Origin of the sequence: Devosia sp. (assembly GCF_030689745.1) — a bacterium.
Taxonomy (GTDB): domain Bacteria; phylum Pseudomonadota; class Alphaproteobacteria; order Rhizobiales; family Devosiaceae; genus Devosia; species Devosia alba.
The window spans coordinates 1-25,580 of the sequence record NZ_JAUYGL010000214.1; the positions used below are offsets into that span (position 1 = coordinate 1).

Below are 25,580 nucleotides of genomic sequence, written 5' to 3' on the forward strand. Positions count from 1 at the left end.
TGGAAGGCGTAGAGCAGGCATGAACCGACTGACCGCCAAGGATGTGATCTTCACGCTCGGCCTGCGGCGCCATCCCGAGGGCGGCTGGTATGCGCAGACATTCGAGGACGCGGCGAAGGCGGATGGTCGGTCGCGCTCGACGGCGATCTACTATCTGCTGGAACGCGGCGACATTTCGGCCTGGCATCGGGTGGATGCGGTCGAAGTCTGGCATTTCTATACCGGCGCCCCGCTCGGGCTGCAGGTTTCGGACGGCACCACGGTCGAGTCGTTCATCCTGGGTCCGGATCTGGAAACCGGACAGCGGCCGCAACTGGTGGTGCCGAAGGCCGCCTGGCAGTCGGCCAAGAGCACGGGGGACTGGACGCTGGTGGGCTGCACCGTGGCGCCAGGCTTTGTGTTCTCCGGCTTTGAGCTGGCCCCGCCCGGCTGGGAACCTGGCCACAAATAGGCTGGCGCGCCCCTGCCCCGGGTTCAACCGACAGACATCGGCCCAGACAAATCACCCCAGTACTGATATCACGCCTCGGCCGCCATGCTGGCGCGGGGGACCCCAAGATGACGACGCCGACTGCATTGTTGATCGCGACTGCCATAGGCGCCTTGTTGAGCCTGCCGGTGCAGGCGCAAGATCTCGATGAAACGCAGACTGCAGAGGCAATGGATTTTGCCATGCATGACGCCGTGTTCACGATGTATCACGAGATCGGCCATCTGCTGATCGGCGAACTCGGCCTGCCAGTGCTGGGCAAGGAAGAAGACGCTGCCGACGCTCTAGCTACGATCATGCTGCTGCTGGATAGCAGCGATGACGACAGCTACAATGCGCTGATCGACAGCGCCGATGGCTGGTATTTCAACGCCGTCAAATCCACCGGCGAGGGCGTCGACGCGTTCTCCTATTATTCCGACCATAGCCTGGATATCCAGCGCGCCTATGCCATGGTGTGCATGATGGTGGGCAAGGATCCGGATGCTTTCTCCGAGACCGCTGAGGCCTATGATCTCGATGCGGATCGGCGCGAGGCCTGCGGCTATACCTTTGAGCAGGCGGCCTCGGCCTGGGCGACGCTGCTCGAGCCCCATATGGTGGTTGAAGCGCCCGGCGCCGAGATCACCGTGAGCTATGAGGACGCCGGCGATTATGAAGGCTTTGCCGAGGCGCTCAAGGGTCGGCAGGTGCTGGAACGTGCGGCGGCGCTGATCACCGAGAGCTATGTGCTGCCGGGACCGGTGAGCTTCATCGCCAAGCAGTGCGGCGAGCCCAATGCCTTTTACAGCCCCAGCCAGAGCGCGGTTATCTACTGCTACGAGATGGCCGCGGACATGCATGCGCTCTATGTCAACGACATCCTGCCGCTGGCGGCGGCGTCAGAGACCGAAGAGGTGACGGCCGAGCGCGTGGACAGCGATGGTCCGCGGCAGGACCTGGTGGGGCACTGGAGTGATGCTGCGGTGGCGCCTAACTGAAGCCGACATAGCGGCCCGGCTTGTGATTGAAGCCGATAATGATGTTGAGCACCAGCGCGCCCAGCACCGAGTAGATGACCCGGTCCAGCGGCAGTATGAAGAAGGCCGCCACCAGGATAAGGGCGTCGATGCCGAGCTGAAAATAGCCGGCGCGAATGCCGAAATTGTCCTGCAGATACAAGGCGAGGATGTTGATGCCGCCGACACTGGCCTTGTGCCGGAACAGCAAGAGCATGCCGATCCCCATCAGCCCGCCGCCCACCAGGCCGGCAAACAGCGGGTCAACCGAGGCTATGTCGAGCCAATCGGGAATATGGCCGGTAAAGAACGAGACCAGCCCGACGCAGGCAAAGGTCTTGATGGTAAAGGGCCAGCCCATGCGCAGCACCGCGAGCACGTAGAATGGCAGGTTGATGGCAAAGAACAGCCAACCGAAGGGGATGGCTGTGCCATAGTGCAGCAGCAGCGCCAGACCGGCCGTGCTGCCGGTGGTCAGGGTGACCTGAGCGTAAAACACGATGCCGAGCGAGACCAGCATGGTGCCGATCAGCATGGCGAGAATGTCTTCGTGCAGTTGGTGGCGACTGGGTGTGGCGAGGTCTGGCGTCATGCTTTCTTGGTCCAGCGGCCATTGGCCTCCTGCTGCCAATAGGTCAGTTGGCCGCTATCCTTGAGGGCCCGCCAGGCCAGCCGGGCTTCGGCCAAGGCATCGGGGTCGTGACCGGAAAACAAATAGACCAATCGCTCATAGCCCTCGATCGATTGCGGTACGGCGCGATCAACGAAAAAGCGGCAGGCAGCCCCATTGGGATTGTCGGTGGCGGTGGTGAGCAGGATGGGCTGATGCGCATCGGTCGGCGAACCGGCCAGACCGTGCGCGAGAAAGCTGTCGTCGCGATAGGTCCACAGCTCAGCGTCGAGCGCCTCGGCCCGCTCGGTCGAGCCGACTTCGATAATCGCTCGCCAGCCGCGCTCGAGGGTCTTTTCCAGCAATTGCGGCAGGACGGCTTCGAGCGGGCGGGCTTCGAGATGATAAAACAGCACATCAGTCATCAAGTGCACCGACCTTCCGGCCAAAGGGCGAGTTTCTGCGTTTCCGGTGCTGACGTACTCCAACATACGCTCCGCTCCGGTTCTCGAAACTCACCATTTTCGCCTCGCCCTGACCGGATCCTGGCACAGTTTAGCGCTCGTAACAGTCGCGCACCAGCCGATCAAGCAGGGCCACACCAAAGCCTGGCGCCCAGGAGGCGTTGACTTCGCTGGCTTTGACGCCAAAGGCGGTGCCGGCGATATCGAGATGGGCCCAGGGCACATCATTGACGAAGCGCTGCAGGAACTGGGCTGCGGTGATCGAACCGGCGGGGCGACCGACCGAATTGCGAATATCGGCGAACTTGGATTCGATCATTTTGTCATAGGCGGCGTTCAACGGCATGCGCCACAGCTTTTCGTTGGCGGTTTGGCCCGCCGTGAGCAGTTGGCCGGCAAGCTGCTCATCGTTGGAAAACAGACCGGCATATTCGTGCCCGAGGGCCACGATGATGGCGCCGGTCAGCGTCGCCAGATTGATCATGAATTTCGGCTTGAACCGATCCTGCGTGTACCAGAGCGCATCGGCCAGCACGAGGCGGCCTTCAGCGTCGGTGTTGATCACCTCGATGGTGGTGCCGCTCATGGCGGTCACGATATCGCCCGGGCGCACCGCCGTGCCCGAGGGCATGTTTTCCACCAGACCGATGACGCCCACCACATTGACCGGCGCCTTGCGGGTGGCCAGAGCGCATAGCAGGCCGGTGACAGCGGCAGCGCCACCCATATCGCCCTTCATGTCTTCCATGGAGCCGGCCGGCTTGATGGAAATGCCACCCGTGTCAAACACCACGCCCTTGCCGACAAAGGCGAGCGGCGCAGCATCGGGTTTGCCGCCCTTCCAATGCATGACAACCAGGCGCGCCGGGCGGTCGGAGCCGCGGGCGACGCAGAGCAGCGCGCCCATGCCGAGCTGCTCGAGTGCTTCGGGCTCAAGAATTTCGACCTCAACGCCCAGCGCACTCAGTTCGGCGGCGCGGGCAGCAAATTCCACGGGGCCGAGCACATTGGCCGGCTCATTGACCAGATCGCGCGCCAGCAGCGTGCCGGTCACGACCGCGTCGCGCTCGGCAATCGCCAGATCGGCTGCCGCCGGGTCGGCAACATGCAGGGTAATGGAGAGATTGCCGGGCGCATCTTCGGGGCGGACGGACTTGTATTTGTCGAAGCGATAGTGGCGCAGGCGCAGGCCGGCGGCCAGTTCGCCAATCGCGGCAGGCGTGGCGTCAGGCTCGTCGATCACGATGGCGACAGACTCAAGTCGCGTGGCGGCGATCTTGGCGAGCAGCGAGCCACCCCGATCGGTCCAGCCATTGAGTGGCGCATTGGTTTCGGGCTTGCCGCTGCCCAGCACCAGCAGGCGGGCACCCTTTTGGCCAATGATATCCAAGGCCTGACCCTGCCGACCGGTAAAGGCGCCGGCCGCCACCGCTTGCGTCCAGTCCAGGCCGGTGGCCGCCCAGATGGCAGCCGCTGCGCCAGTGGGTGCTGCGCCATCGGCGGCATAGATAACGGTCAGCGGTGCAGACGCGCCCAACTGGGCGGCGGTGCGGATTTCGAGAGACTGGGACATGGAAAGCCTTGGTGGGCGAGGAAGCGCAGGGCGCAAAATAATGACTGGCCAACATTGAGATGTTTGGACCGCGCGTCAATCCCGCAACAGGGCGGCAATCAAATCGGAGCAGGCCCGTTTGAGCGCTTGTCTGCCCCGGCGAACTGCACCAGACTATGCGCACTCGACGAGACACAATTGCGGCACCTGGGGACGCTAGTCAGACAGTATGAAGCGACTGACGGCTTATCTGGCACGCCTGTTCGTCACCGATGCGGTGATTCTGTTCGGGGTGGTGTGTTTCCTGCTCTGGCTGGTCAACTGTCTGCGCTCGTTCGACGTTGTCGCGGTCAAGGGCCAGGGCGTCGCCACGCTGGCGCTGCAGGGCCTGCTGACACTGCCGCCATTGGCCATTTCCTTCTTCTATGTGTGTGTTGGCATTGGTCTGGTGCGCGCCTTGCAGGCGCTGCAAGCCAATCGGGAACTGCATATCATTCATAGCAGTGGCGGCCTCCGCTCGCTGTGGAGCGCCACCGGTATCGTGGCCAGTGCCGGGGTTGCGGGGGTATTGCTGCTAACGCACTTCATCGAACCCGAGGCCAATCGCCGGCTGAACATCCTCAGTGCCAGTGTCGCAGCGGACCTGGTGAGTTCCACGCTCAAGCCGCAACGGTTCACCCAGGTGACGCCGGGGGTGGTGATGTTGATTGGCGGCAGGTCCGGCGACGGCGAAATCCAGGAGTTTTTCGCCGATGACCGGCGTGATCCGGAAACCCGGCGCACCTATATCGCCGAATCGGCGCGCGTTTCGACCGACGGGGACAATTATGTGCTCGAACTGCGCGACGGATCACTGCAGAATACCGGGTCAGACGGCCGGTTTTCCGAGGTCACTTTTGGCCGCTATGACGTCAATGTCGACCGCTTCTCCCAGCCGGTCGGGCAGATCGATGAACTGTACCAAACCAATAGCCTGACGCTGGTGCTGGCGGCGCTGGAGAGTGGCGAGTGGTCGCCACGACTGCTGACGGCGCTGGGCAATCGCGGTGGCGAGGGGCTGCGGGTAATCGGCATCTGCCTGCTGGTGCTGGCAATGTCGGGATTTCCCAGCGGGCGGCGGGCCCGCTTCAACGTGCCGATGGAGGCAGTTGTGCTGCTGATTGCCTTCGGCGAGCGGGGCCTGAGCGCCTATAGTCCATTGGGACCGTCGACCGGTGCGCTGGCCATGATCATCGCTGGCGGGGGGGCCCTGCTGCTGCTGGCCCGACCACGCCGCATACAGCCCGGGATAACGGCATGACCCGGATCGACTGGATCGTTTTGAACCGGCTGGGCAGCCGAATCGGGGTCACGGTGCTGATCTTTTACGGGATCATCATGCTGGCCGAGTCGCTGGACACCTGGCGCTTCAACTTCGTCGCCGACAATTACGGCCTGCCAATGGCTGGGTTGATGGTGGCCATGAGTGCGGTGCGCTGGACCATCAAGACTCTGCCCGTGACCGTGCTGATGGGCGCCATTCTGGGGTTTCTGGACCTCAAGGCGCGGCATGAGCTGACGGTCATTCAATCAAGTGGCATCTCGATCTGGCGCGTGGTTCGCGCGCCAACCATTGCGCTGGCCGTGATCAGCCTGGGGATTGCGCTGGGCGCAGAAACCGTCAGCACGATCGTCAATCGCGGGCTGTATCCAACGCCGCCGGGGCAAGCGAGCATGCAGACGCCGAGCGGGGAAATCTGGCTGGAACAGCAGAGTGGCGAGTTCCACTACGTGATGATGGCCACCGGCATGCAGCCGGGTGGGGCGTTGCTGGGCAATGTGACCATCTTCCGGCTCAACGGGGCCGACAAGGATCGCATCGAGGCGCCTGAGGCGCAGTTGCAGGATGGCGCCTGGCTGCTGCCGAGCGCCACGATCCGCACGGCGCACGAGCCGGCCCGCACGGTCTATAATTATCGGCTGCCAACCACTTCTTCGGCTGGTGAAATCAGCCTGAAGCTGGCTTCGACCGAGGATATGACATTTTTCGAACTGGCCGGATTGCTGAGCGTCGGGGTGGCAGATCCTCTGATCCGCAATGCAGCGACAATGCGCCTGATCAAATTGCTGGCGCTACCGCTTGTGCTGACGGGGTCACTGTTCATTGCCTTTGCGTTTACCGCGGGTTATCGAAGGTCATCTAATTATGGTCCCGCGGTGCTTTATGGGATCGTGCTGGGTTTCGTTGTGTTCGTGATAACCGAGATGGCCGACCGCGCTGGGTCGACCGGCGTTCTCGATCCTACGTTTGCCGCAGTCGGACCAGCATTTGTGGCCATCGTCATTGGTGTGACGGTATTGCTGCACAAAGAAGACGGGCGCGCGTGAGAAAAGTGGGCTGGAGCGATTGGTTGAATTCGGCGCTCCGCCTGGCCTGTGCCAGCGCGGCGCTGGCGCTCGTGGCAACAGGCGGTGTGACCGCACAGGGCCTGATTCCCAGCGACTTCTTCAATGCGCCGATTGATCCCGCCTCACCTTCGGCGATCGAGGCCAATACGCTAACATTCGACAACGCCTCAAATGTCATTCTGGCCAGTGGCGATGTGGTGCTCAAGCGCGGCGGCTACACGCTGACCGGGCAAAATCTGGTGTATGACCGCAATAGCGACAATGTGCACTTCACCGGGGCCGTGACCATTCGCGACCCATCCGGCAATCTGACGGAAACCACCGACCTTGAGGTCACGGGGGGGATGAAGCAGGCCTTTCTGGAGGCCATGACCATCACCACCTATGACGGCGCGCGGATCACCGCCGACAGCACCGACTATGATGAGGCGCTGGAAACCCTGCTGGTGAATGCCACCTACGCCCCCTGTGGCGAATGCATCGACGCCAAGGGCCGCCGAATCGGCTGGTCGATGAAGGCCAAGCGGGTGATCTCCAATTCCGAGGATGGCTCGCTCTATCTGGATCAACCCAGCCTGGCCATTCTGGGCATTCCGGTGGCGTGGCTGCCATTCCTCTGGCTGCCCGACACCAGCGAGGACGCGCTGTCACGCGTGCCCAAACCGACCTATTCCTTCACCGAGAAAACCGGCCACACGCTGGCCTTCACCTCGACGGTGTATTCGACGCGCTGGAGCGATGTGATCCTGACCCCCACGCTGATGAGCCGGCAGGGATTGCTGCTGGGTGGGGAATGGGTGCAACGGTTTGAGGGGGGCTCGTTCCGCATCAAGGGATCGGGCCTGTACCAGCGAGACCAGGGCGCATTTACCTTCAGCGAAGCCAAGCGCGACTGGCGCGGGGCCTTGCAGACCAGCGGCAGCTTCCAACCGGTCGAGGACTGGACCGTGGGCATGAGCTACACGGCATTCACCGATGCCGCCTATCTGCCGGACTATACGCGGACGGACGACAAATCGTCGGTCAATGAGATCTACGCGACCAATTTGACCGAAAACACCTATATCGACGCCCGGGTGCAGCGCTTCACCCTGCTCGGCGACGTCACCCAAGCCAGCCAGGGTCAACAAGGCCAAACGCTGCCAACGGTGCGGTTTGACCATATCGAGGATCTTGCGCCCGGGCTGGGTCGCATCGAGGTCAGCGGCAAGCTGCTCGGGGTGCGTCGAGACCTTGATTCGACCACGACAGTGGGACCGGCCAGCACCCCCTACACCTTTGGCTATGCGGGCAGCAAACAGCACGCGAGCCTGCAGGCGGGCTGGCAAAACCAGTATATCGGCGGGGGCGGGTTTGTCTTCACGCCCTATGTCGGTGCGCGCGCCGATATGGCCTATTATGACGGCAGCAGCGCTATCGGTCCGGGGCCGACTTCTTTGTTCAACGCCACGCCGATTGCGGCGATGGATGTGCGTTTCCCGATGGCCGCCAGCGATGGACGAACGGTGCATCTGGTCGAGCCCATCGCGCAACTGGTCTATCGTGGGTCCAGCACCACGGCGGTCGGTATCACCAATGACGATGCGCAGAGCTTTGTGTTCGATGACACCAATCTGTTCAGCTACAATCGTTTTTCGGGCAGCGACCGACAGGAAACCGGACTGCGCGCCAATCTGGGTGGCCGTTATCAGGTCAACTTCGCCGACAACAACTATCTTGAGCTGATCGCGGGGCAGTCGTTTCAGTTGGCCGGCGCCAATGCCTTTGGGGCGGCCGATCCGGCGCAGACAGCAGTTGGTGGCGGGCTCGATGCCACGGCGTCCTACGCCGTGCTGGGAGCCTATGGTGCTTTCGAGCCCGGTATCCGGCTTGGCGGCAAGCTGCAGATTGATACGGTAGAGCCCAGCATCGCGCGCGGCGGATTTGGCGGCAGCTTTGCGCAGGATGGCTACTCAGCCTCGGTCGACTACAACTATCTGGCCGCCAACCCGGCCGCTGGCGTGGTCAATGATCAGCACGAAATTGGTGGCAGCGTCGGCGTGCCGATTGCCGACTACTGGACGATCAAGGCGGCGAGCTATTGGGACCTGCAGGCCAATAGATGGTACAAGGTGAGTGGCGGCGTTCAGTATGACGATGGCTATTTGCTGATGGCGCTGGATGGCACACGGACCAATGGCGTCGCCAATGACACCACGGTCACCGCAACTTTTGCCATCAAGGCACCGGCGGGGCTCAATCTAGGCTATAGCGGGGCCTTTGCGCCCGGCCAGTAGGCGAGATACCGGATTTTGGCCGTATTGTGCGGGCAATTGACAGCACGGGTTTCCCACCGCATGGGAAGCAGGCACATGATTTCGAGGCAGATGACGATGATGGCAAATGGTTTGTGGGGACGCGCAGTTGGCGCCCTGATCGCTGGACTGCTGCTGAGCATGGCGGCAGCGATGCCGACCCTTGCGCAGAGCGTCCGGGTAACGGTCAATGACACGCCGATCACTGACGTGCAGATTTCCCAGCGGGTGAAGCTGTTTGCCCTGGAGGGCAATCGCGGCGGCACCAAGGGCGCCACCGAGCAGTTGATCGACGAAGCTGTGCAATTGAGTGAGGCCAAGCGGCTGGGCATTACGGTCTCCAATGCGCAGATCGACGACGCCTTCCTGCAGATCGCGCGCAATCTCAAGATGAGCTCCGACAATCTGCGCCAGATGCTGCAGCAGCAAGCCATCAATAGCGACACCCTCAAGGATCGCCTGCGGGCGGCCATTGCCTGGAATGCGGTGACCGAACAGGCCATCATGCCGCAGGTGCAGATTTCCGATCTGGAACTGGACCAGAAGGCAGCCAATCAGATTGAGGCGTATCAGGGCTTTGACTACATTCTGAAGGAAATCATTTTTGTCGGCCAGGGGTCGAGCGCGCGGACAGGTCAGGCCAACAAATATCGCAGCAGTTTTGCCGGCTGCGATGCCGCCGTCGACCTGTCACTGAACTTCACCGATGCGGCCGTGGTCGATGTCGGACGCCGCCACGCCACACAGATGCCTGAGGCGATTGCCAAGGAACTGGCCGGACTCAATGTGGGCGGCATCACCAAGCCACGCGTGGTCGAGAGCGGCGTGTCGATGCTGGCCGTTTGCGAGAAGACCCAGGCCGAGGACCTGACGTTCATCAAGAGCGATCTGCGCGCTGACGCCGGCAATAGCGCAATGGCCGGCAAGGTAACCCAGTATCTGGCCGATCTGCGCAAGCGCGCCAAGATCATCTACAACTAGGTCACAGGCCCGCCAAGGCGGGCCTGCCACTGATCTGCCAATGGGGGCCGAGATGGACAAGCCGCTGGCCATCAGCATGGGCGAGCCGGCTGGCGTTGGCCCCGACATCGCACTGCAACTTTATGCACGCCGTGCTGAACTCAACCTGCCACCATTCTGCCTGTTTGGGCATGGCGCGTTTCTGGCCGAACGGGCGGCGCGGCTGGGGCTGGATATTGCGTTTGCACCGGTGGGGCCGGAAGGCGCCATGGCAGCATTTGACAGCGCCCTGCCCGTCGCACCGATCGATGGCATTGTGCCTGATCAGCCCGGCCAGACAACGCCGCTGTCAGGACATGTGGTGATCGAGGCGATCACAGCGGCCGTGGCGGCAACCCTGCGCGGAAGCTGCCGGGCGCTGGTGACGGCACCGATCCACAAGGGCGCGCTCTATCAGGCCGGGTTCAAGCATCCCGGTCATACCGAGTTTCTGGCCGAGCTGTGCGCCCAGGGCGGCAGGCCAAAATTGCCGGTGATGATGCTGGCGCATGGCGGCTTGCGGGCTGTGCCAGTGACCATTCACGTCCCGATCCGCGATGTCCCCGGATTGCTGAGCAAGCAGTTGATCGTGGATACGGTCCGCGTCGTGGCGCATGATCTCAAGCAGCGGTTTGGCATCGCCAATCCGCAGATTGCGGTGGCCGGGCTCAATCCGCATGCCGGCGAGGGCGGCAATATCGGCCGCGAGGACCTCGAGATCGTCGGCCCAGCGGTGGTGCAATTACAGTTCGAGGGCTATGGCGTAACGGGCCCCCTGCCCGCCGACACACTGTTTTATCCGCTCCACTGGGCGCAATATGACGCGGTGGTGGCAATGTACCACGATCAGGCACTGATCCCGATCAAGACGGTGGCGTTCGAGGAGGCGGTCAATGTGACGCTGGGGCTGCCGATCGTGCGCACCTCGCCTGACCATGGTACGGCATTTGATCTGGCCGGCACCGGTCGGGCCTCACCCAAGAGTTTTCTCGCCGCCATCGTCATGGCGGACGCAATGACGGCGAACCAATGAGCCAAATCGACAATCTGCCACCGCTGCGCGAGGTGATCGCCGAGCATGGGCTGCGCGCCAAAAAGGAACTGGGGCAGAATTTCCTGCTCGATCTGAACCTGACGGCCCGCATAGCGCGCGTTGGCGGGTCGCTGGACGGCGTTCGGGTGATCGAGGTGGGTCCGGGGCCAGGCGGGTTGACCCGGGCTCTGCTGGCCGAGGGTGCGCGCGAAGTTATCGCCATCGAGCGCGACGCGCGGGCCCTGCCCGCCCTGGCGCAGATCGCCGACGCCTATCCGGGCCGATTGACGGTGATCAGTGGCGACGCCCTGGAGATCGACTACCAGGCACTGGCCGACGGCCCGACGCGGATCATTGCCAATCTGCCCTACAATATCGCCACGCCGCTGCTGACCGGCTGGTTGACGCAGGCTCCTTGGCCCCCGTTCTTTGAAAGTCTGACACTGATGTTTCAGCGCGAAGTGGCCGAGCGCATCTGTGCCCAGCCCGGCGATGATGCCTATGGACGGCTGGGCGTGCTGGCCGGCTGGCGCAGCGATGCGCGGATGGCGTTCAATGTCAGCCGTGAGGCCTTTGTGCCCTCGCCCAACGTGACCTCTACCGTGGTGCATCTGGTGCCCAAGCCGGTGGATGCGGACGTGGCGGTGAAACATCTTGAACAGATCACCAAGGCCGCTTTCGGCCAGCGCCGCAAAATGGTGCGGCAGAGCCTGAAGGCTACCGGCGTGCCGGTTGAGGGACTGCTGGCGGCGGCGGGGATCAGCGGCAGCGAACGGGCAGAAGATCTGCCCATTTCGGTGTTTCTGGCCATGGCACGTGCCCTGCCCGAGCTGCGCAAGGCTGGCAATCCGACCTGACGGATTGATTCAAGACGCTGTCAGATCGAGTCGATCTGGCTCTGCAAGTCCTTGACGAAGCTAGGCAAATTCAGCTGGCGCTGGCGCTGCAGCCGCGCCGACGCAAGGACGGTACGGACGCGCTGGGTCGACGTCTCGAGATCCTCGTTGACGATGACGTAGTCATATTCCTCGAAGTGGTCCATCTCGATGCGGGCATTGCGCAAGCGCGTTTCAATGGTGCCCACGCTATCCTGGGCGCGGCGTTCCAGCCGGGCCCGCAGTTCCTTGATGGAGGGCGGCAGGATGAACACGGTCACCATGTCCTTGCGGGCGCTGCGGTAGAGCTGCAGCGTGCCCTGATAGTCGACATCGAACAGGATGTCGTTGCCGGCGGCCAGTTGCTGTTCAACCTGGGCGCGTGGGGTGCCGTAGAAATTGCCGTGCACCTCGGCGGATTCGAGCAGTTCGCCGTCGGCCTGCATGCGCTTGAATTTGGCGACGTCGACAAAATGATAATGCTTGCCATCGACTTCGTCGGTGCGGCGGGCGCGGGTGGTGGCCGAAACGGAAAGCCTGATATTGGGATCAGCGCCAAACAGGGCACGCGAGATTGACGACTTGCCCGCGCCCGAAGGCGAAGCGATCACCAGCATGACGCCGCGACGCTGGAATTCCATCATCGGCCAGTTCCTATTCGATGTTCTGCACTTGCTCGCGTAGTTGATCGATCGACGCCTTGAGGTCAAGGCCGATGGCGGTCAGTTCCACCGCATTGGATTTGCTGCATAGCGTATTGGCTTCGCGATTGAATTCCTGGGCCAGAAAGTCGAGCCGCCGACCGACGGCGCCGCCACCGGCGATCAGTTGGCGCGCGCTGCCCAGATGCGCCGCCAAGCGATCGAGTTCCTCGCGAATATCGGCCTTGGTGGCCAGCAGCAGTGCTTCCTGAGCCAGCCGTTCCTCGGGCAGCGTGATGTCGTCGGCCAAGGCGGACACCTGCTGGCGCAGGCGGGCAAGAATGGCCTCGCGGGTGCGGGCGGGATGCGTTTCGGCCTGGGCGATCTGGGCTTCGATTTCCTGCAGGCGCTGCAACAGCACGGCAGCGATCCTGCCGCCCTCCTGACGTCGCGCCAGCGCCAGATCAACCAGCGCCTGGGAGACACCCTGCAAAATGGCTGCGCTCAACTCCGCTTCGGCGGCGGCGGTCATGGGCAGATCGCGCTGCTCCAGCACGCCCTTGAGCCCCAAAATGCCATCGAGGCTGGGCGGCGCTGCATCGACCTTGCCGGCCAGCTCGCTCATGGCGGCGAGCACGGTGGCGAGGGCCTGTTGATTGACCAGGACATTGCCCCCTGCCCCCTCGCGCTCCACGGCCAGATTGCAGGTGACAGAGCCGCGCGAGACCATCTTGCCGATGAGCTGGCGGATGTCGCTCTCCAGGGCATCAAAGCCCGGTGCAAGGCGCAGCCGAATGTCGAGACCACGCGAATTGACCGATTTGATCTCACAGGTGAACGATGCCCCCGCCGCCGCACCGGTGACGCGGGCATAGCCGGTCATGCTCGCCAGGGAATGGCTCACTGCGCAGCCGGCGTATCGGCCTCAGCGCCTGCCTCGACATCCTCAAGGGCCTTGCGGGTCGCCTCGGCCTCGTCAGCCAGCTTGCGATACTGGGCGACGTTCTTGCGGTGTTCGGCATAGGTCTCGGCAAAGACATGGCCTTCGCTGGGCAGGGCCCCCTTGGCAACGAAGTAGAGATAATCGTGGCTATCGGGATTGGCGACGGCCTCTAGCGCATCAATGCCCGGATTGGCGATCGGGGTGGGGGGCAGCCCGTCGATCTGATAGGTGTTGTAATCCGTCTTGGCCTCAATCTCGGAGCGGCGCAGGCCACGGCCGAGCGGCTCCTGTCCCTGCGTGATGCCATAGATGATGGTGGGGTCGGACTGCAGGCGCATGCCCTCGCGCAGCCGGTTGACAAAGACCGCCGCAACCTGGGGACGCTCAGAGGCCACGCCGGTTTCGCGCTCGACGATGGAGGCGAGTATCAGCAATTGTTCGGGGGTCTCAATCGGCAGGTCGGCCTGGCGAGCGGCCCATACTTCCGCCAGTTTGGCGGTCATGGCCGCCTGCATTTCGTCGATGACCGATTGGCGCGTGGCGCCAGGAACATAGTCATAACTGCCCGGCAGAATGGAGCCCTCGGGTGGCAGTGTGGCAATTTCGCCAATCAGGTTTTCGTTGGCATTGACCCGTTGCAACACTTCCCAGCTGGTCCACCCCTCGGGGATGGTCACTGCATAGCGGATCGGATCGCCCTCGGTGATTTCCTTGAGAATATCGGCCATGCTTGCCCCGGCCGGGATGCGGAAATCACCCTGCTGGATGATGGACACACGCTCCAGGGTGCGACCACCCAGCTGGAAGATATAGCGATTGGAAATAAGCCCCTGCTCTTCGAGCCTGGTGGAGATCGAGCTGAGGCCGGACCCGGCTTCGACGCGGAAAGTCGCCTCCTGGGTCAAGGGGCCATCACCATAGAACTGGGAAGCGCCATAGAGCAGCACACCGCCGGCCACCAGCAGGGCAATGACCAGCAGGGTCAACAGTGCATTCAGGACATCGACCAAACCATTGCGCGAACGGCGGCGGGGGCGCCGGGCCTTACGATCATTCATTGTGCTGTTCAACCTTGATGCCCGGCCGCGCAACTGGTGCGCCGGATCTTAAGTGTAAATCGGCAGCCGTTCTACGATAGCGCCAACGCCATTGTTGGCGGGGCTGGTGGCAAAGACAAGAGGCACGCGGCGCGGCAATGCCATGAGCGCCTTCACAATCGTGGAAAACTCAGTGGACCTTGCGCATAACCAGCGTCGCATTGGTGCCGCCGAAGCCAAAGCTGTTGGAGAGCGCCACGTTGATCTCTTTTCTGAATGCCGTTTTGGGCACCAGATTGATCGCGGTTTCGACCGATGGATTGTCAAGGTTCAGTGTCGGCGGCGCAATGTTGTCGCGCATGGCCAGCAGGGAGAAGATCGCTTCAACCGAACCAGCCGCGCCGAGCAGATGGCCGACTGCTGATTTGGTCGAGCTCATGGCGACGCCAGCAGCGGCATCGCCCAGCATGCGCGTGACCGAACCAAGTTCGATCTCGTCGCCAAGTGGGGTGGAGGTGCCGTGGGCATTGATGTAGTCAATCTCGCCCGGGCTGATCCCGGCGCGCTTGATAGCGGCCTGCATGCAGCGGAAACCGCCATCGCCGTCTTCGGACGGCGCGGTGATGTGGTAAGCATCGCCGGAGAGGCCGTAGCCGATGATTTCGCCGTAGATCTTGGCGCCACGGGCCTTGGCCCGCTCATAATCTTCCAGCACGACAATGCCGGCGCCTTCCCCCATCACAAAGCCATCACGATCCTTGTCGTAGGGACGCGAGGCGGCTTCGGGCCGGTCATTGAAGCCGGTGGAGAGCGCGCGGCAGGCAGCAAAGCCGGCCAGCGCCAAGCGGTTGACGCAGCTTTCAGCGCCGCCGGCGACCATGACGTCAGCATCGCCCAAGGCGATCAGCCGGGCGGCATCACCGATGGCGTGGGCGCCGGTGGAACAGGCGGTAACGACGGAATGATTGGGGCCCTTGAGCCCAAAGCGAATCGACACATGACCCGAGGCCAGGTTGATCAGGCGACCGGGGATGAAGAAGGGGCTGATGCGACGCGGCCCTTTTTCATGCAGAATGATCGAGGCGTCGTAGATGCCGCCGATGCCACCAATGCCAGAGCCGATCAGGACGCCTGTGCGTTCCTGATCTTCCTGGGTCCTGGGCTCAACGCCGGCATCCTGAATAGCCTGGGTTGCCGCCGCCATCGCATAGACGATGAAGGGGTCAACCTTGCGCTGTTCCTTGATGTCCATCCACTCATCTGGATTGTACTTGCCATCGGCGTAGTCGCCGAGGGGCAAGCGATGAGCGATCTGACAGGCGATATCGTCCACCTGGAACTCGTCAATGCGCCTGGCACCACTTTTGCCGGCCAGAATATTGGCCCAAGTGGATTCAACTCCGCAACCGAGGGGCGTTACAAGCCCCATCCCGGAGACGACAACGCGACGCAATTCCATGGCGAGCTATCCCTGCTGGCTGCTAGCCAACAGCTTTGGTGAGGAACGATACGGCATCACCGAAGGTCTGAATGCCTTCAGCAGCGTCGTCCGGAATCTCCACCGAGAACTCTTCTTCAAAGGCCATCACCAGCTCGACCTGGTCGAGAGAGTCAGCACCCAGATCGTCGATAAAGCTGGCCTTTTCGACAACCTTCTCGGCATCCACATTAAGGTGTTCCACAACGATCTTGCGGACCCGATCAGCGACATCGCTCATAGTTTGACTTCCCTTTTCGAAATCGACGTTTCGTTTCGCTTCTTATTGGCGCATTGCCAAATCTTCAAGCACCGTATTAGCTGACTAACCGGCAATGTAAGCGCGCTTTGGGGCGCCTGCAAGCCGATCTGCCAGCGATGCAACCGGGGCCGATTAGCACACTTGTTAACGCTGCGCCATAAGCCAATGTCCCGGTTTTCCACGAGTTTGACCGCTTTAGATCATTGCCATGCCGCCATTGACGTTAAGCGTATGACCGGTGATGTAGGCCGCCGCGTCGCTGGCGAGAAAAACCGCGCAGCCGGCAACTTCCTGTGCAGTCCCCAGCCGATTGGCAGGAATGGTCGCCATGATCGCCTCGCGCTGCTTGTCGTTGAGCTCATCGGTCATGGCGGAGGCGATGAACCCCGGCGCGATGGAGTTGACGGTAATATTGCGCGAGGCCACTTCGTGGGCCAGCGCCTTGTTCATGCCGATCAGGCCGGCTTTGGAGGCAGCATAATTGCCCTGCCCGGGATTGCCCATGACGCCCACGACCGAGGCAATGCCGATGATGCGGCCAAAACGCTGCTTCATCATACCGCGCAGCACGGCGCGATTGAGATGGAAGGCCGCAGTCAGATTGACGGCCAGAACTTCGTCCCACTCCTCGTCCTTCATCCGCATGAACAGATTATCGCGCGTCATGCCGGCATTGTTGACGAGGATATCGAGCCCCCCCAGGGCCGCCTCAGCCGCCGGCACGAGCTTGTCGACCTCATCGAGCCTGGACAGGTTGCAGGGCAGAATCGGGCAGTCCTTGCCGATGGCGGCGGCGGTGTCTTCGAGCGCACCGACGCGGGTGCCGCTCAATGCGACACTGGCGCCGGCGGCGGCGAGCGCCTTGGCGATTTCACGACCGATGCCACCGCTGGCGCCGGTTACAAGAGCGCGTTTACCAGTTAAATCAAACATTTAAGTGTCTCCCGTGGAGAAAGCGATTCACGTCGCTCAGCTTTTGCATAAAGGGGTCAGGCTGACAATTCGGCGACGAAGGCATCGATATCGGCCGGCGTGCCAACGGCGGTGGCAATGGCCTCACCATTGATCCGCTTGGCCAAGCCGGTCAGCACCTTGCCGGTGCCCAGTTCGGCCAGGTGGGTGACCCCGCCAGCGCCGGTGAGCCAGGTTACGCTCTCGGTCCAGCGCACGACGCCGGTCACCTGTTCGACGAGGCGTTGCCGAATCTCGTCAGGATCGGAAATCGGGGTCGCCAGTACGTTGGCGACCAGCGGCACGACCGGGGCATTGACCGTCACTTCGGCAAGGGCCGCCGCCATGGCTTCGGCGGCGGGCTGCATGAGCGAGCAATGGAAGGGTGCGCTCACCGGCAGCAGCAGAGCGCGCTTGGCGCCCCTGGCCTTGGCAATCTCAAGAGCCCGTTCGACTGCGGCAGTGGCGCCGGAGATCACAACCTGGCCGGGTGCGTTGTCATTGGCGACGTCGCAGACGTCGTCGCCTGCAGCCTCGGCCGCCACGGCACGGGCGGTGGGCAGATCCAGGCCCAGCAGCGCGGCCATGGCGCCGTGCCCGACCGGGACGGCCTTCTGCATGGCCTGGCCGCGCGTCTTGAGCAGGCGCGCCGCATCAGACAGCGAGAAGCTGCCGGCTGCACAGAGCGCCGAATATTCTCCCAGCGAGTGGCCGGCAACATAGGCGGCATGATCGGCCAGCCGAATTCCCCTGGCCTCGAGCACCCGCACGACGGCCAGGCTGACGGCCATCAAGGCCGGCTGGGCATTTTCGGTGAGACGCAGGATGTCGTCGGGGCCCTCAAACATGATGGCCGACAGACGCTGACCAAGGGCCTCGTCAACCTCCTGAAACACCAGGCGGGCCTCATGATAGGCCGCAGCCAGATCCTTGCCCATGCCGACGGCCTGACTGCCCTGGCCGGGAAATGTGAATGCGCGCTTGGTCATGCAGGTTCTCCAGGGTAGCAGTAAGACAGGCTCCTAAGCGGCTGTCCAGTTGCGCGGCGTTTGCCTCGGGGGTGCGGCGCTGTCAAGGCAAGGCGGCCGTTTGGCCCAGTTTTGCCTTGCTTCGGGCTTGTTCATATCTTATAGCCGCGCCAGCAATTCGTTTGGCCGGGGGCTGAACGGAGGGTCTGCGTTTGCAGATAGGACGTGTTGTCCGGCCTCCCGTGTTCCCGCTCTTTGCAAGACTGCTTTGATGCCCTTCCCGGTTTCAAGGAGGCTCCGCGCCAGGTGATTGCAGTGTTTGAACCACGAAGGAAGGCGCATTCATGGCCCTTTACGAACATATCTACCTGGCACGCCAGGACGTTTCCCAGCAGCAGGTTGAAGAACTGACCACTGCACTGACTGACATCCTCGCCACTGGCGGCGGCAAGGTCACCAAGAATGAATACTGGGGCCTGAAGGGTCTCTCCTATCGCATTCGCAAGAACCGCAAGGCGCACTACACGCTGCTCAACATCGATGCGTCGCCGGCGGCGGTTGCTGAAATGGAACGCCAGATGCGCATCAATGAAGACATCCTGCGCTTCATGACCGTCCGCGTGGACGAGCATGAAGAAGGCCCGTCTGCAATGATGGCAAAGCGTGACCGCGATGACACCCGCCCCGATCGTGGTGGCTTCAGCGGCGAACGCCGCCCGCGCCGTTTCTAAGAACAGGACCCATACGCTATGGCAATCAAAGACCTCACAACCGCCCAAGCCCGCCGTCCTTTCCAGCGTCGTCGCAAGACCTGCCCGTTCTCGGGCGAAGGTGCGCCAACGATCGACTACAAGGATGTGCGTCTGCTCTCGCGCTATGTTTCCGAGCGCGGCAAGATCGTCCCAAGCCGCATCACGGCCGTTTCGGCCCTGAAGCAGCGTGAACTGGCCCGCGCCATCAAGCGCGCCCGTTTCATCGGCATCATGCCCTACGCCGTTTCGTAAGAAACTGTTCGGGCTGGCTGCGGCCAGCCCGAACATTGTCGATCCGACACGCTGTGCCTCATCCGCACAAAGTTGGGGCGGCCGGAATGGTCCGGCGCTCCTAACCGTCCTTGAGACGGGACAGCCACAAGGAATTTCCACATGAAAGTCATTCTTCTCGAGCGTATCGCCCGTACGGGTTCGATCGGCGACGAAGTCACAGTGAAGGACGGCTTTGCCCGTAACTTCCTGCTGCCCCAGGGCAAGGCGCTGCGCGCCACCGAATCCAATCGCAAGAAGTTTGAAGCCGAACGCGCCAATATCGAAAAGCGCAATGAAGAGCGCCGCAACGCCGCCACCGGCATTGCCGAAGGCCTGAACGGCGCCACCGTGACGATGATCCGTCAGGCCGGCGAGACCGGCCAGCTCTACGGTTCGGTCGCCGCACGCGATATCGTGGAAGCGCTGGCTGCAGACGGTTTCTCCGTGCAGCGCAGCCAGGTTGACCTGCTTGATCCGATCAAATCGGTTGGCCTGCACACCGTTGCCCTGAACCTGCATGCTGAAGTTGCCGTGACCATCACTGTCAACGTCGCCCGTTCAGCCGACGAGGCCACTCGCCAGGTTGCCGGCGAAGACGTGACCGTCACCGTGTATGAAGACGATGTCGATGGCGATTTCGCCGCCGGCCAGAAGGATGCCAAGCAGGACGACCGCTTCGACGACGAAGCGTAAAACCCCGGCGATCCAATAGATCCAGAGAGGCCGGGCATCTCGCCCGGCCTCTTTTTGTTTCAGCGAAGGCCGCGACTCGCCCGCATTCTGGTACCCTCCCCAAAGCAAGCTTAGGGCCGTCATAATCCCCGCTGTTCACAGAGTTAACCGCAGCGGATATGAAGGCTCACCAATCGCTCATTGGCGGGCCGTTTGGAATCGACTCCGGCCACGTGACGGTTAAGACACGTTAACGTTTTACCCGAGGGGACCCATGGCAGAGATTGCACGACTGCATCCGACCGAAGACAAGTCGTTTCGTCTCGCCCCACACAATGTGGAGGCCGAGCAGGCGCTGTTGGGTGCAATCCTGCTGAACAATGACGCGTTTTACCGCGTTTCGGACTTTCTCGAGCCGATCCATTTTTACGAACCGATTCACCGCGACATCTATGAGCTGGCCGGCAAGATCATCCGGGCCGGCAAATCGGCTGACCCCACCACCATCAAGACGCATCTGCCCGACCAATTGCTGCCTGAGGTGACGATGGCGCAGTATCTGGCGCGGTTGGCGGCGGAAGCCACCACGGTGCTCAACGCGGCTGATTACGGCCAGGCGATCTATGATCTGGCGATTCGGCGCAATCTGATCCTGGTCGGCGAAGAGATGGTGCAGGTCGCCTACGAATCCGAAGTGGAGATGACCCCCAACAAGCAGATCGAGAAGGTGGAAGGCGAGCTGTTCCAGCTGGCAGAGAAAGGCCGCTATGATGGCGGCTTTCTGAACTTCTCCACGGCGCTCAGCGCCTCGATCCAGATGGCCGGCGAAGCCTATCAGCGTGACGGGGGCCTGTCGGGCGTGGCCACGCTGCTGGACGACCTGGACCGGCAAATGGGCGGATTGCAGCGCTCCGATCTGATCGTTCTGGCGGGTCGCCCGGCCATGGGCAAGACCTCGCTGGCGACCAATATTGCGTTCAACATTGCCAAGTCCTGGAAGTCAGAGGTTCAGCCGGACGGACATCTCAAGACCACCAATGGCGGCATTGTCGGCTTTTTCAGCCTGGAAATGAGCTCGGAGCAGCTGGCCACCCGTATCCTGGCAGAGCAGGCGGAGATTTCCTCGTCTGACATCCGCCGCGGTCGCATTCACGACAGCCAGTTTTCCAAGCTGGTCGATGTCAGCAATATGATGAGCAAGATCCCGCTCTATATCGATGATACCGGCGGCATCAGCGTGGCCCAGCTGGCGGCGCGGGCGCGCCGGCTGAAGCGGCAGAAGGGCCTTGATTTTCTCGTCGTCGACTATCTGCAGTTGCTCAGTGGATCAAGCAAGGCATCGAGCCAGAACCGCGTGCAGGAACTGACTGAAATCACCACCACCCTCAAGGCGCTGGCCAAGGAACTGGAAGTGCCTATCGTCGCACTGTCGCAGCTGTCCCGGCAGGTGGAGTCGCGCGATGACAAGCATCCGCAGCTTTCGGATTTGCGCGAATCGGGCTCTATCGAGCAGGACGCCGACGTGGTGCTGTTCGTGTATCGCGAAGAATACTACTTAAAGAACAAAGAGCCTAAAGAAGGCACGCCAGAGCACATGGCCTGGCAAGGGGAAATGGAACAGGTGCACGGTAAGGCCGAAGTCATTATTGCCAAGCAGCGCCATGGCCCCACGGGTACGGTGCAATTGAGCTTTGAGGCGCAGTACACGCGCTTCGGCAATCTGGCGCGTGCCGACTACCTGCCCGAACGTATGGAATAGGCATGGCGCTGACGTCTGGCCTTGGCGGGCAACTCAGTATCGATCTTGGGGCACTGGCCCGGAACTGGCGGGCCCTGGACAAGGTCAGCGCCGGCGCGCTGACGGGCGCCGTGGTCAAGGCCGATGCCTATGGTACGGGCATCACGGTGGCCAGCAAGGCGCTGCATGCTGCCGGCGCGCGGTTCTTCTTCGTGGCGACGCCCGATGAAGGCATGGCGGTGCGTGCTGCCGTGCCGGACGCCCATATCTTCGTGATGAACGGGCTCTATCCGGGCGCGGCCAATCTCTACATTCGCCAGAACATGATGCCGGTGCTCAGTTCGGTGGCCATGCTTGAAGAATGGCTGGCCAAGTGCATGGAGCGCAATGAGGCCTATCCGTCGGCATTTCATTTTGACACCGGTATCAACCGGCTCGGCTTCCGGCTCAATGAGGCGGGGTTCGTACGCGAACGCATCGCCGCACTGGGCTATGCACCGCAAATGCTGATGAGCCATCTGGCCTGCGCCGACCAGGCCAACCATGAGAAGAACCGGACGCAATTGGCGCTGTTCGGCTCGGTGATGACGCAGTTCCCCGGCATTCCAGCCTCACTGGCCAATTCGGCCGGGCTGATGAGCGGGCGCGACTATCATTTCCAAATGGTGCGACCCGGTATCGCGCTCTATGGCGGGCGGGCGGTGATCGGCCGCAAGAACCCGATGGCCACGGTGGTGACGCTGCATGTGCCGATCCTGCAGGTCAAGGAAGCGCGGACCGGCGAGACCGTGGGTTATGGCGCGACCTATAATCTGGCACGCGACAGCCGGCTGGCCATCATCGGCCATGGCTATGCCGACGGGTTTTTCCGCAGCCTGTCGGGCACCAATGCGCGGCCTGGCGGCAAAGTCGCGATCCGCGGCAAATTGTGCCCGGTGATCGGGCGCGTATCGATGGACCAGATGGTGGTGGACATTACCGAGCTGGGTGCCGACATCCCGAATCCGGGAGAGGGCGCTGAAGTGCTCGGTCGCCATATCAGCATTGATGATCAGGCCGATGCGGCGGGGACGATCGGCTACGAAGTGCTGACATCGCTCAAGGGCCGCTATAACCGCAATTACGTAGGCGACGGCAATCTACCGCCGGAGTAGCGGGGCGCATGACCACCTTCATCATCCTGCTGCGGGCGATCGGGCCGATTACCCACAAGATCATGTCGATGGCGCAGTGGCGGGATGCCGTGGCAACAGCTGGTTATGGCGATCCGCAGACCTATGTGGCGACCGGCAACATGGTCGTGGGCAGCGACAAGGCAATGACCGAGGTCACCAGGGACATGAATGCGGTGGTCCGCGATCTCGGGCTGGGGCCGGGCAATGTGGCGGTGGTGCGCAAGGCGGCGCAACTGAACAAGCTTATCAAGGCCAATCCCTTCCCGGGCGCAGCGGAGGATCGGCCCAGCGAACTGGCCGTCTATTTCTTTGCCGGGGTACGGCCGGATTTTTCCTGGCTGGAGAACTATGACGGGCCGGAGCGCATCCATGTCGAGGGGACGCATCTGCTGGTGGATTATGCCGGGCGCGGGGCGCTGAGCCCGCGCCTGCCGGGGCTAATCGAGAAGCGCTCGGGAACGGTGACGGCACGCAACTGGAATACGGTTCGCGGGCTTGCGCAGCGGGCGACCGGGCGGAAGTAGCGACCGAACATCGGGACTCCCGGCCCCCTGCCGGCCTCCCTCATCACAGGGGAAGTGGCGGCCGGTGGCTGTGAGAAGATAGAGCAAGTTAGTTCCTCTTTTGTTCTTGTTCGCATAGAGTGGATCGGCTAGGCTTTTCCATTCGTAATGTAGAGACCCAGCCTTGGCCAAATCCCGATCCTCGTTCGTATGCCAGTCCTGTGGCGCAACCACCACCCGCTGGCAAGGGCGCTGCGACGCGTGCGGCGAGTGGAACACCATTGTCGAGGAAATGACCGATTCGGGTGTTGGCGCCGGCCCGAAATCGGCCAAGGCGGGCAGCCGTCCAACCAATCTGGTGCCGCTGTCGGGCGAGACGGAAAGTGCGGCGCGCGTGGTCAGCGGCATTGCCGAACTGGATCGTGTGACCGGGGGCGGGTTTGTGATGGGGTCGGCGCTGCTGGTGGGCGGTGATCCCGGCATTGGCAAATCGACGCTATTGCTGCAAGCGGCAGCGGCCCTGGCCAATCTGGGCCGCCGCGTGGTCTATGTCTCGGGCGAAGAAGCAGTGGCCCAGGTGCGGTTGCGGGCGCAGCGACTGGGACTGGGCGAGGCCCCGGTGCTGTTGGCAGCCGAGACCAATGTCGAGATCATTCTGGCGACGCTGGAAAACGGCCCTGCCCCCGATCTGGTCATTATCGATTCGATCCAGACACTTTGGACCGACCGGGTAGACAGCGCCCCCGGCACGGTGACGCAAGTGCGCACTTCGGCACAGGCCCTGACGCGGTTTGCCAAGAAGAGCGGCGCTGCGGTGGTTCTGGTCGGCCATGTCACCAAGGACGGCCAGATTGCCGGGCCACGGGTGGTCGAGCACATGGTCGACGCCGTGCTGTATTTTGAGGGCGATACCAGCCACACCTTCCGGATTTTGCGTGGCGTGAAGAATCGCTATGGCGCCACCGACGAAATTGGCGTGTTTGCCATGACCGAACTGGGGCTTGAAGAGGTCGCCAACCCGTCGGCCCTGTTTCTCGATCAACGGGACGAGGGCGCGGCAGGCTCGGCGGTGTTTGCCGGGATGGAGGGCACACGGCCCATTCTCATCGAGATCCAGGCGTTGGTGGCCCCCTCCCCGCTGGGCACGCCGCGGCGGGCAGTGGTGGGTTGGGATGCCGCCCGACTGTCGATGGTGGTGGCGGTGCTCGAAACCCGGTGCGGGGTTCGGATTGGTGCCAATGACATCTATCTCAATGTGGCGGGCGGGCTGAAGATCAACGAGCCGGCGGCCGATCTGGCCGTGGCCGCAGCGCTGATCTCGTCGCTGACCAGTTCGCCACTCCCGTCAGACTCGGTGTATTTTGGCGAGATTTCACTGGCAGGCGGGGTGCGGCCGGTGGTGCATGGCTCGCTGCGGCTGCGCGAGGCCCAGAAGCTGGGATTCAAGGCGGTGTCGACCGGACGGCTGACCAATGCGGACCGCACCAGCGGGCTGGAGGTCTCTGAATACAGCACCTTGCAGGAGTTGGTGGGGCGCATTGCGGCCAATGGCAAACCGCGCGAACCGGATCGCGACGAGTGGTAAGCGGGCGACAGCACCATGGATTGTCGGCGGATTGACCGCGATGACGGCGGCAACCCTTGGCAGCCGCGTACAAAGTCGCTAAACGGGACCCAACACAGCCGGGGGCGGCTACAGGAGCTTGGCGAACAAAGATGCTGACAGCGTTTGACGTTGGTGTAGGTGTGCTGGTGCTGATTTCAGCAATCCTGGCAACCGCACGCGGATTGACCCGCGAAGTTCTGTCACTGGCGACATGGGCCGGCTCGGCCGCGATCGCCATCTATATGTGGCAGTATCATCCCGAAATTGCGCGCGGCTACATTGCCGAGCCGCTGGTTGCCGATATCGCCACAGTGGTGGTCACATTCATCATTGCGCTGATTGTGCTGCACCTGCTGACCATGCGCATCGCCGATTTCGTGGTCGATAGCCGTGTCGGCCCGATTGATCGCACGCTGGGCTTCGTGTTCGGCGTGTTGCGCGGCATTCTGATTGCCATCGTCATCACCATTTTCGGCACCTGGCTGCTGCCCAACGCGCTGCCGCCCTGGGCCGCAAACGCACAGACCTTGCAGCCCCTGCAGTCGATGGGCAACACGCTGATCTCCATGCTGCCGGCCGAACTGGAGCAGCAGGTAACGCAAATTCTCAAGGGCGGCACCGGCCTGACCGATGAGAACACGGGCGGCCCGGTCGTTCCGATTGAAGAGGGCACCGACGCCATCGAAGACGGCACAGTGCCACCAGCCGCCGTGAACTGACGCTTGATCACTCTGTGGTGAGGGCAGCGCGCTCGCCACAACCCTGACCACCTTGCACCGCAATGGTCGGGACCCGAAAATGGGACTATAGCGTGGAGATCTCATTCCAGCTCTGGTCCGCCCGCAAGGCACGACCCGCGGCAGCCGCGATTGAGGCAGC

At 62.4% G+C, this 25,580-nt stretch carries 26 protein-coding genes; 16 read left to right on the top strand and 10 right to left on the bottom strand.

Annotated elements, in window-relative coordinates; translation table 11 throughout:
* Positions 1-19 precede the first annotated feature (19 nt).
* Entirely contained in the window at positions 20-451 is a 432-nt protein-coding gene (locus Q8O80_RS18650) for a cupin domain-containing protein (protein ID WP_305582072.1), read from the top strand.
* Positions 452-558: 107 nt separating this feature from the next.
* Positions 559-1,470: a DUF4344 domain-containing metallopeptidase gene (locus Q8O80_RS18655; protein WP_305582074.1), complete on the top strand. Its 912-nt coding sequence runs from the start codon at positions 559-561 to the stop codon at positions 1,468-1,470.
* Here Q8O80_RS18655 and Q8O80_RS18660 read toward each other — a convergent pair.
* From Q8O80_RS18660 to Q8O80_RS18670, 3 genes are all read right to left on the bottom strand, one after another.
* The gene (locus Q8O80_RS18660; protein ID WP_305582076.1) at positions 1,463-2,080 is read right to left on the bottom strand and encodes a YitT family protein; all 618 of its coding nucleotides are present in this window, start codon (positions 2,078-2,080) and stop codon (positions 1,463-1,465) included. The genes Q8O80_RS18655 and Q8O80_RS18660 overlap by 8 nt on opposite strands.
* Entirely contained in the window at positions 2,077-2,523 is a 447-nt protein-coding gene (locus Q8O80_RS18665; RefSeq protein WP_305582078.1) for a DNA polymerase III subunit chi, read from the bottom strand. Before Q8O80_RS18665 ends, Q8O80_RS18660 begins: the two co-directional genes overlap by 4 nt.
* Before the next feature lie 130 nt (positions 2,524-2,653).
* Positions 2,654-4,135, bottom strand: coding sequence for a leucyl aminopeptidase (locus Q8O80_RS18670; RefSeq protein WP_305582080.1), 1,482 nt, complete (start codon positions 4,133-4,135; stop codon positions 2,654-2,656).
* Positions 4,136-4,343: 208 nt separating this feature from the next.
* Between Q8O80_RS18670 and Q8O80_RS18675 the strand changes: the two genes are divergently transcribed.
* From Q8O80_RS18675 to rsmA, 6 genes are all read left to right on the top strand, one after another.
* Positions 4,344-5,414 carry an LptF/LptG family permease gene (locus Q8O80_RS18675; RefSeq protein WP_305582082.1) on the top strand — a complete coding sequence of 357 codons (1,071 nt, stop codon included), beginning with the start codon at positions 4,344-4,346 and terminating at the stop codon, positions 5,412-5,414.
* Complete coding sequence (locus tag Q8O80_RS18680) at positions 5,411-6,481, top strand: LptF/LptG family permease (protein WP_305582084.1); 1,071 nt, start codon at positions 5,411-5,413, stop codon at positions 6,479-6,481. The genes Q8O80_RS18675 and Q8O80_RS18680 overlap by 4 nt, the downstream gene beginning before the upstream one ends.
* 23 nt (positions 6,482-6,504) lie before the next feature.
* Positions 6,505-8,778 (top strand): LPS-assembly protein LptD, encoded by a 2,274-nt coding sequence (locus tag Q8O80_RS18685; RefSeq protein ID WP_305582086.1) that lies wholly within the window; start codon positions 6,505-6,507, stop codon positions 8,776-8,778.
* Positions 8,779-8,868: 90 nt separating this feature from the next.
* Positions 8,869-9,777: a peptidylprolyl isomerase gene (locus Q8O80_RS18690; protein ID WP_305582088.1), complete on the top strand. Its 909-nt coding sequence runs from the start codon at positions 8,869-8,871 to the stop codon at positions 9,775-9,777.
* 52 nt (positions 9,778-9,829) lie between these two features.
* On the top strand, positions 9,830-10,828 hold the full coding sequence (gene pdxA, locus Q8O80_RS18695; RefSeq protein ID WP_305582090.1) for a 4-hydroxythreonine-4-phosphate dehydrogenase PdxA: 999 nt from the start codon (positions 9,830-9,832) through the stop codon (positions 10,826-10,828).
* Positions 10,825-11,685 (top strand): 16S rRNA (adenine(1518)-N(6)/adenine(1519)-N(6))-dimethyltransferase RsmA, encoded by an 861-nt coding sequence (gene rsmA / locus Q8O80_RS18700; protein WP_305582094.1) that lies wholly within the window; start codon positions 10,825-10,827, stop codon positions 11,683-11,685. Before pdxA ends, rsmA begins: the two co-directional genes overlap by 4 nt.
* A 20-nt stretch (positions 11,686-11,705) precedes the next feature.
* Here rsmA and gmk read toward each other — a convergent pair whose 3' ends face one another.
* The 7 genes from gmk to fabD all read right to left on the bottom strand — a co-directional run bounded on the left by gmk (position 11,706) and on the right by fabD (position 18,003).
* On the bottom strand, positions 11,706-12,347 hold the full coding sequence (gmk, locus tag Q8O80_RS18705; RefSeq protein WP_305582096.1) for a guanylate kinase: 642 nt from the start codon (positions 12,345-12,347) through the stop codon (positions 11,706-11,708).
* 10 nt (positions 12,348-12,357) lie between these two features.
* Positions 12,358-13,248, bottom strand: coding sequence for a YicC/YloC family endoribonuclease (locus Q8O80_RS18710; protein ID WP_305582098.1), 891 nt, complete (start codon positions 13,246-13,248; stop codon positions 12,358-12,360).
* The gene (gene mltG / locus Q8O80_RS18715) at positions 13,245-14,345 is read right to left on the bottom strand and encodes an endolytic transglycosylase MltG (RefSeq protein ID WP_305582100.1); all 1,101 of its coding nucleotides are present in this window, start codon (positions 14,343-14,345) and stop codon (positions 13,245-13,247) included. The genes Q8O80_RS18710 and mltG overlap by 4 nt, the downstream gene beginning before the upstream one ends.
* Positions 14,346-14,514: 169 nt before the next feature.
* On the bottom strand, positions 14,515-15,777 hold the full coding sequence (gene fabF, locus Q8O80_RS18720) for a beta-ketoacyl-ACP synthase II (protein WP_305582134.1): 1,263 nt from the start codon (positions 15,775-15,777) through the stop codon (positions 14,515-14,517).
* A 28-nt stretch (positions 15,778-15,805) separates the two neighbouring features.
* On the bottom strand, positions 15,806-16,042 hold the full coding sequence (locus tag Q8O80_RS18725; protein ID WP_046138081.1) for an acyl carrier protein: 237 nt from the start codon (positions 16,040-16,042) through the stop codon (positions 15,806-15,808).
* A gap of 216 nt (positions 16,043-16,258) precedes the next feature.
* Positions 16,259-16,996, bottom strand: a complete 738-nt coding sequence (fabG, locus tag Q8O80_RS18730) for a 3-oxoacyl-[acyl-carrier-protein] reductase (protein ID WP_305582102.1) — start codon at positions 16,994-16,996, stop codon at positions 16,259-16,261.
* A 56-nt stretch (positions 16,997-17,052) separates the two neighbouring features.
* Positions 17,053-18,003: an ACP S-malonyltransferase gene (gene fabD, locus Q8O80_RS18735; protein WP_305582104.1), complete on the bottom strand. Its 951-nt coding sequence runs from the start codon at positions 18,001-18,003 to the stop codon at positions 17,053-17,055.
* 323 nt (positions 18,004-18,326) lie between these two features.
* Between fabD and rpsF the strand changes: the two genes are divergently transcribed.
* The 8 genes from rpsF to Q8O80_RS18775 all read left to right on the top strand — a co-directional run bounded on the left by rpsF (position 18,327) and on the right by Q8O80_RS18775 (position 25,420).
* Positions 18,327-18,713, top strand: coding sequence for a 30S ribosomal protein S6 (rpsF, locus tag Q8O80_RS18740; RefSeq protein ID WP_305582106.1), 387 nt, complete (start codon positions 18,327-18,329; stop codon positions 18,711-18,713).
* Positions 18,714-18,731: 18 nt separating this feature from the next.
* On the top strand, positions 18,732-18,986 hold the full coding sequence (gene rpsR, locus Q8O80_RS18745; RefSeq protein WP_371136237.1) for a 30S ribosomal protein S18: 255 nt from the start codon (positions 18,732-18,734) through the stop codon (positions 18,984-18,986).
* 141 nt (positions 18,987-19,127) lie between these two features.
* Positions 19,128-19,700: a 50S ribosomal protein L9 gene (gene rplI / locus Q8O80_RS18750; protein WP_305582108.1), complete on the top strand. Its 573-nt coding sequence runs from the start codon at positions 19,128-19,130 to the stop codon at positions 19,698-19,700.
* A 253-nt stretch (positions 19,701-19,953) separates the two neighbouring features.
* Positions 19,954-21,438 (top strand): replicative DNA helicase, encoded by a 1,485-nt coding sequence (locus tag Q8O80_RS18755; RefSeq protein WP_305582110.1) that lies wholly within the window; start codon positions 19,954-19,956, stop codon positions 21,436-21,438.
* Positions 21,439-21,440: 2 nt separating this feature from the next.
* Positions 21,441-22,571, top strand: a complete 1,131-nt coding sequence (gene alr, locus Q8O80_RS18760; protein WP_305582112.1) for an alanine racemase — start codon at positions 21,441-21,443, stop codon at positions 22,569-22,571.
* Between the two features lie 8 nt (positions 22,572-22,579).
* Positions 22,580-23,116, top strand: coding sequence for a DUF1697 domain-containing protein (locus Q8O80_RS18765; RefSeq protein WP_305582114.1), 537 nt, complete (start codon positions 22,580-22,582; stop codon positions 23,114-23,116).
* Between the two features lie 163 nt (positions 23,117-23,279).
* On the top strand, positions 23,280-24,680 hold the full coding sequence (gene radA / locus Q8O80_RS18770) for a DNA repair protein RadA (protein ID WP_305582116.1): 1,401 nt from the start codon (positions 23,280-23,282) through the stop codon (positions 24,678-24,680).
* 131 nt (positions 24,681-24,811) lie between these two features.
* On the top strand, positions 24,812-25,420 hold the full coding sequence (locus tag Q8O80_RS18775) for a CvpA family protein (protein ID WP_305582118.1): 609 nt from the start codon (positions 24,812-24,814) through the stop codon (positions 25,418-25,420).
* Positions 25,421-25,580 lie beyond the last annotated feature (160 nt).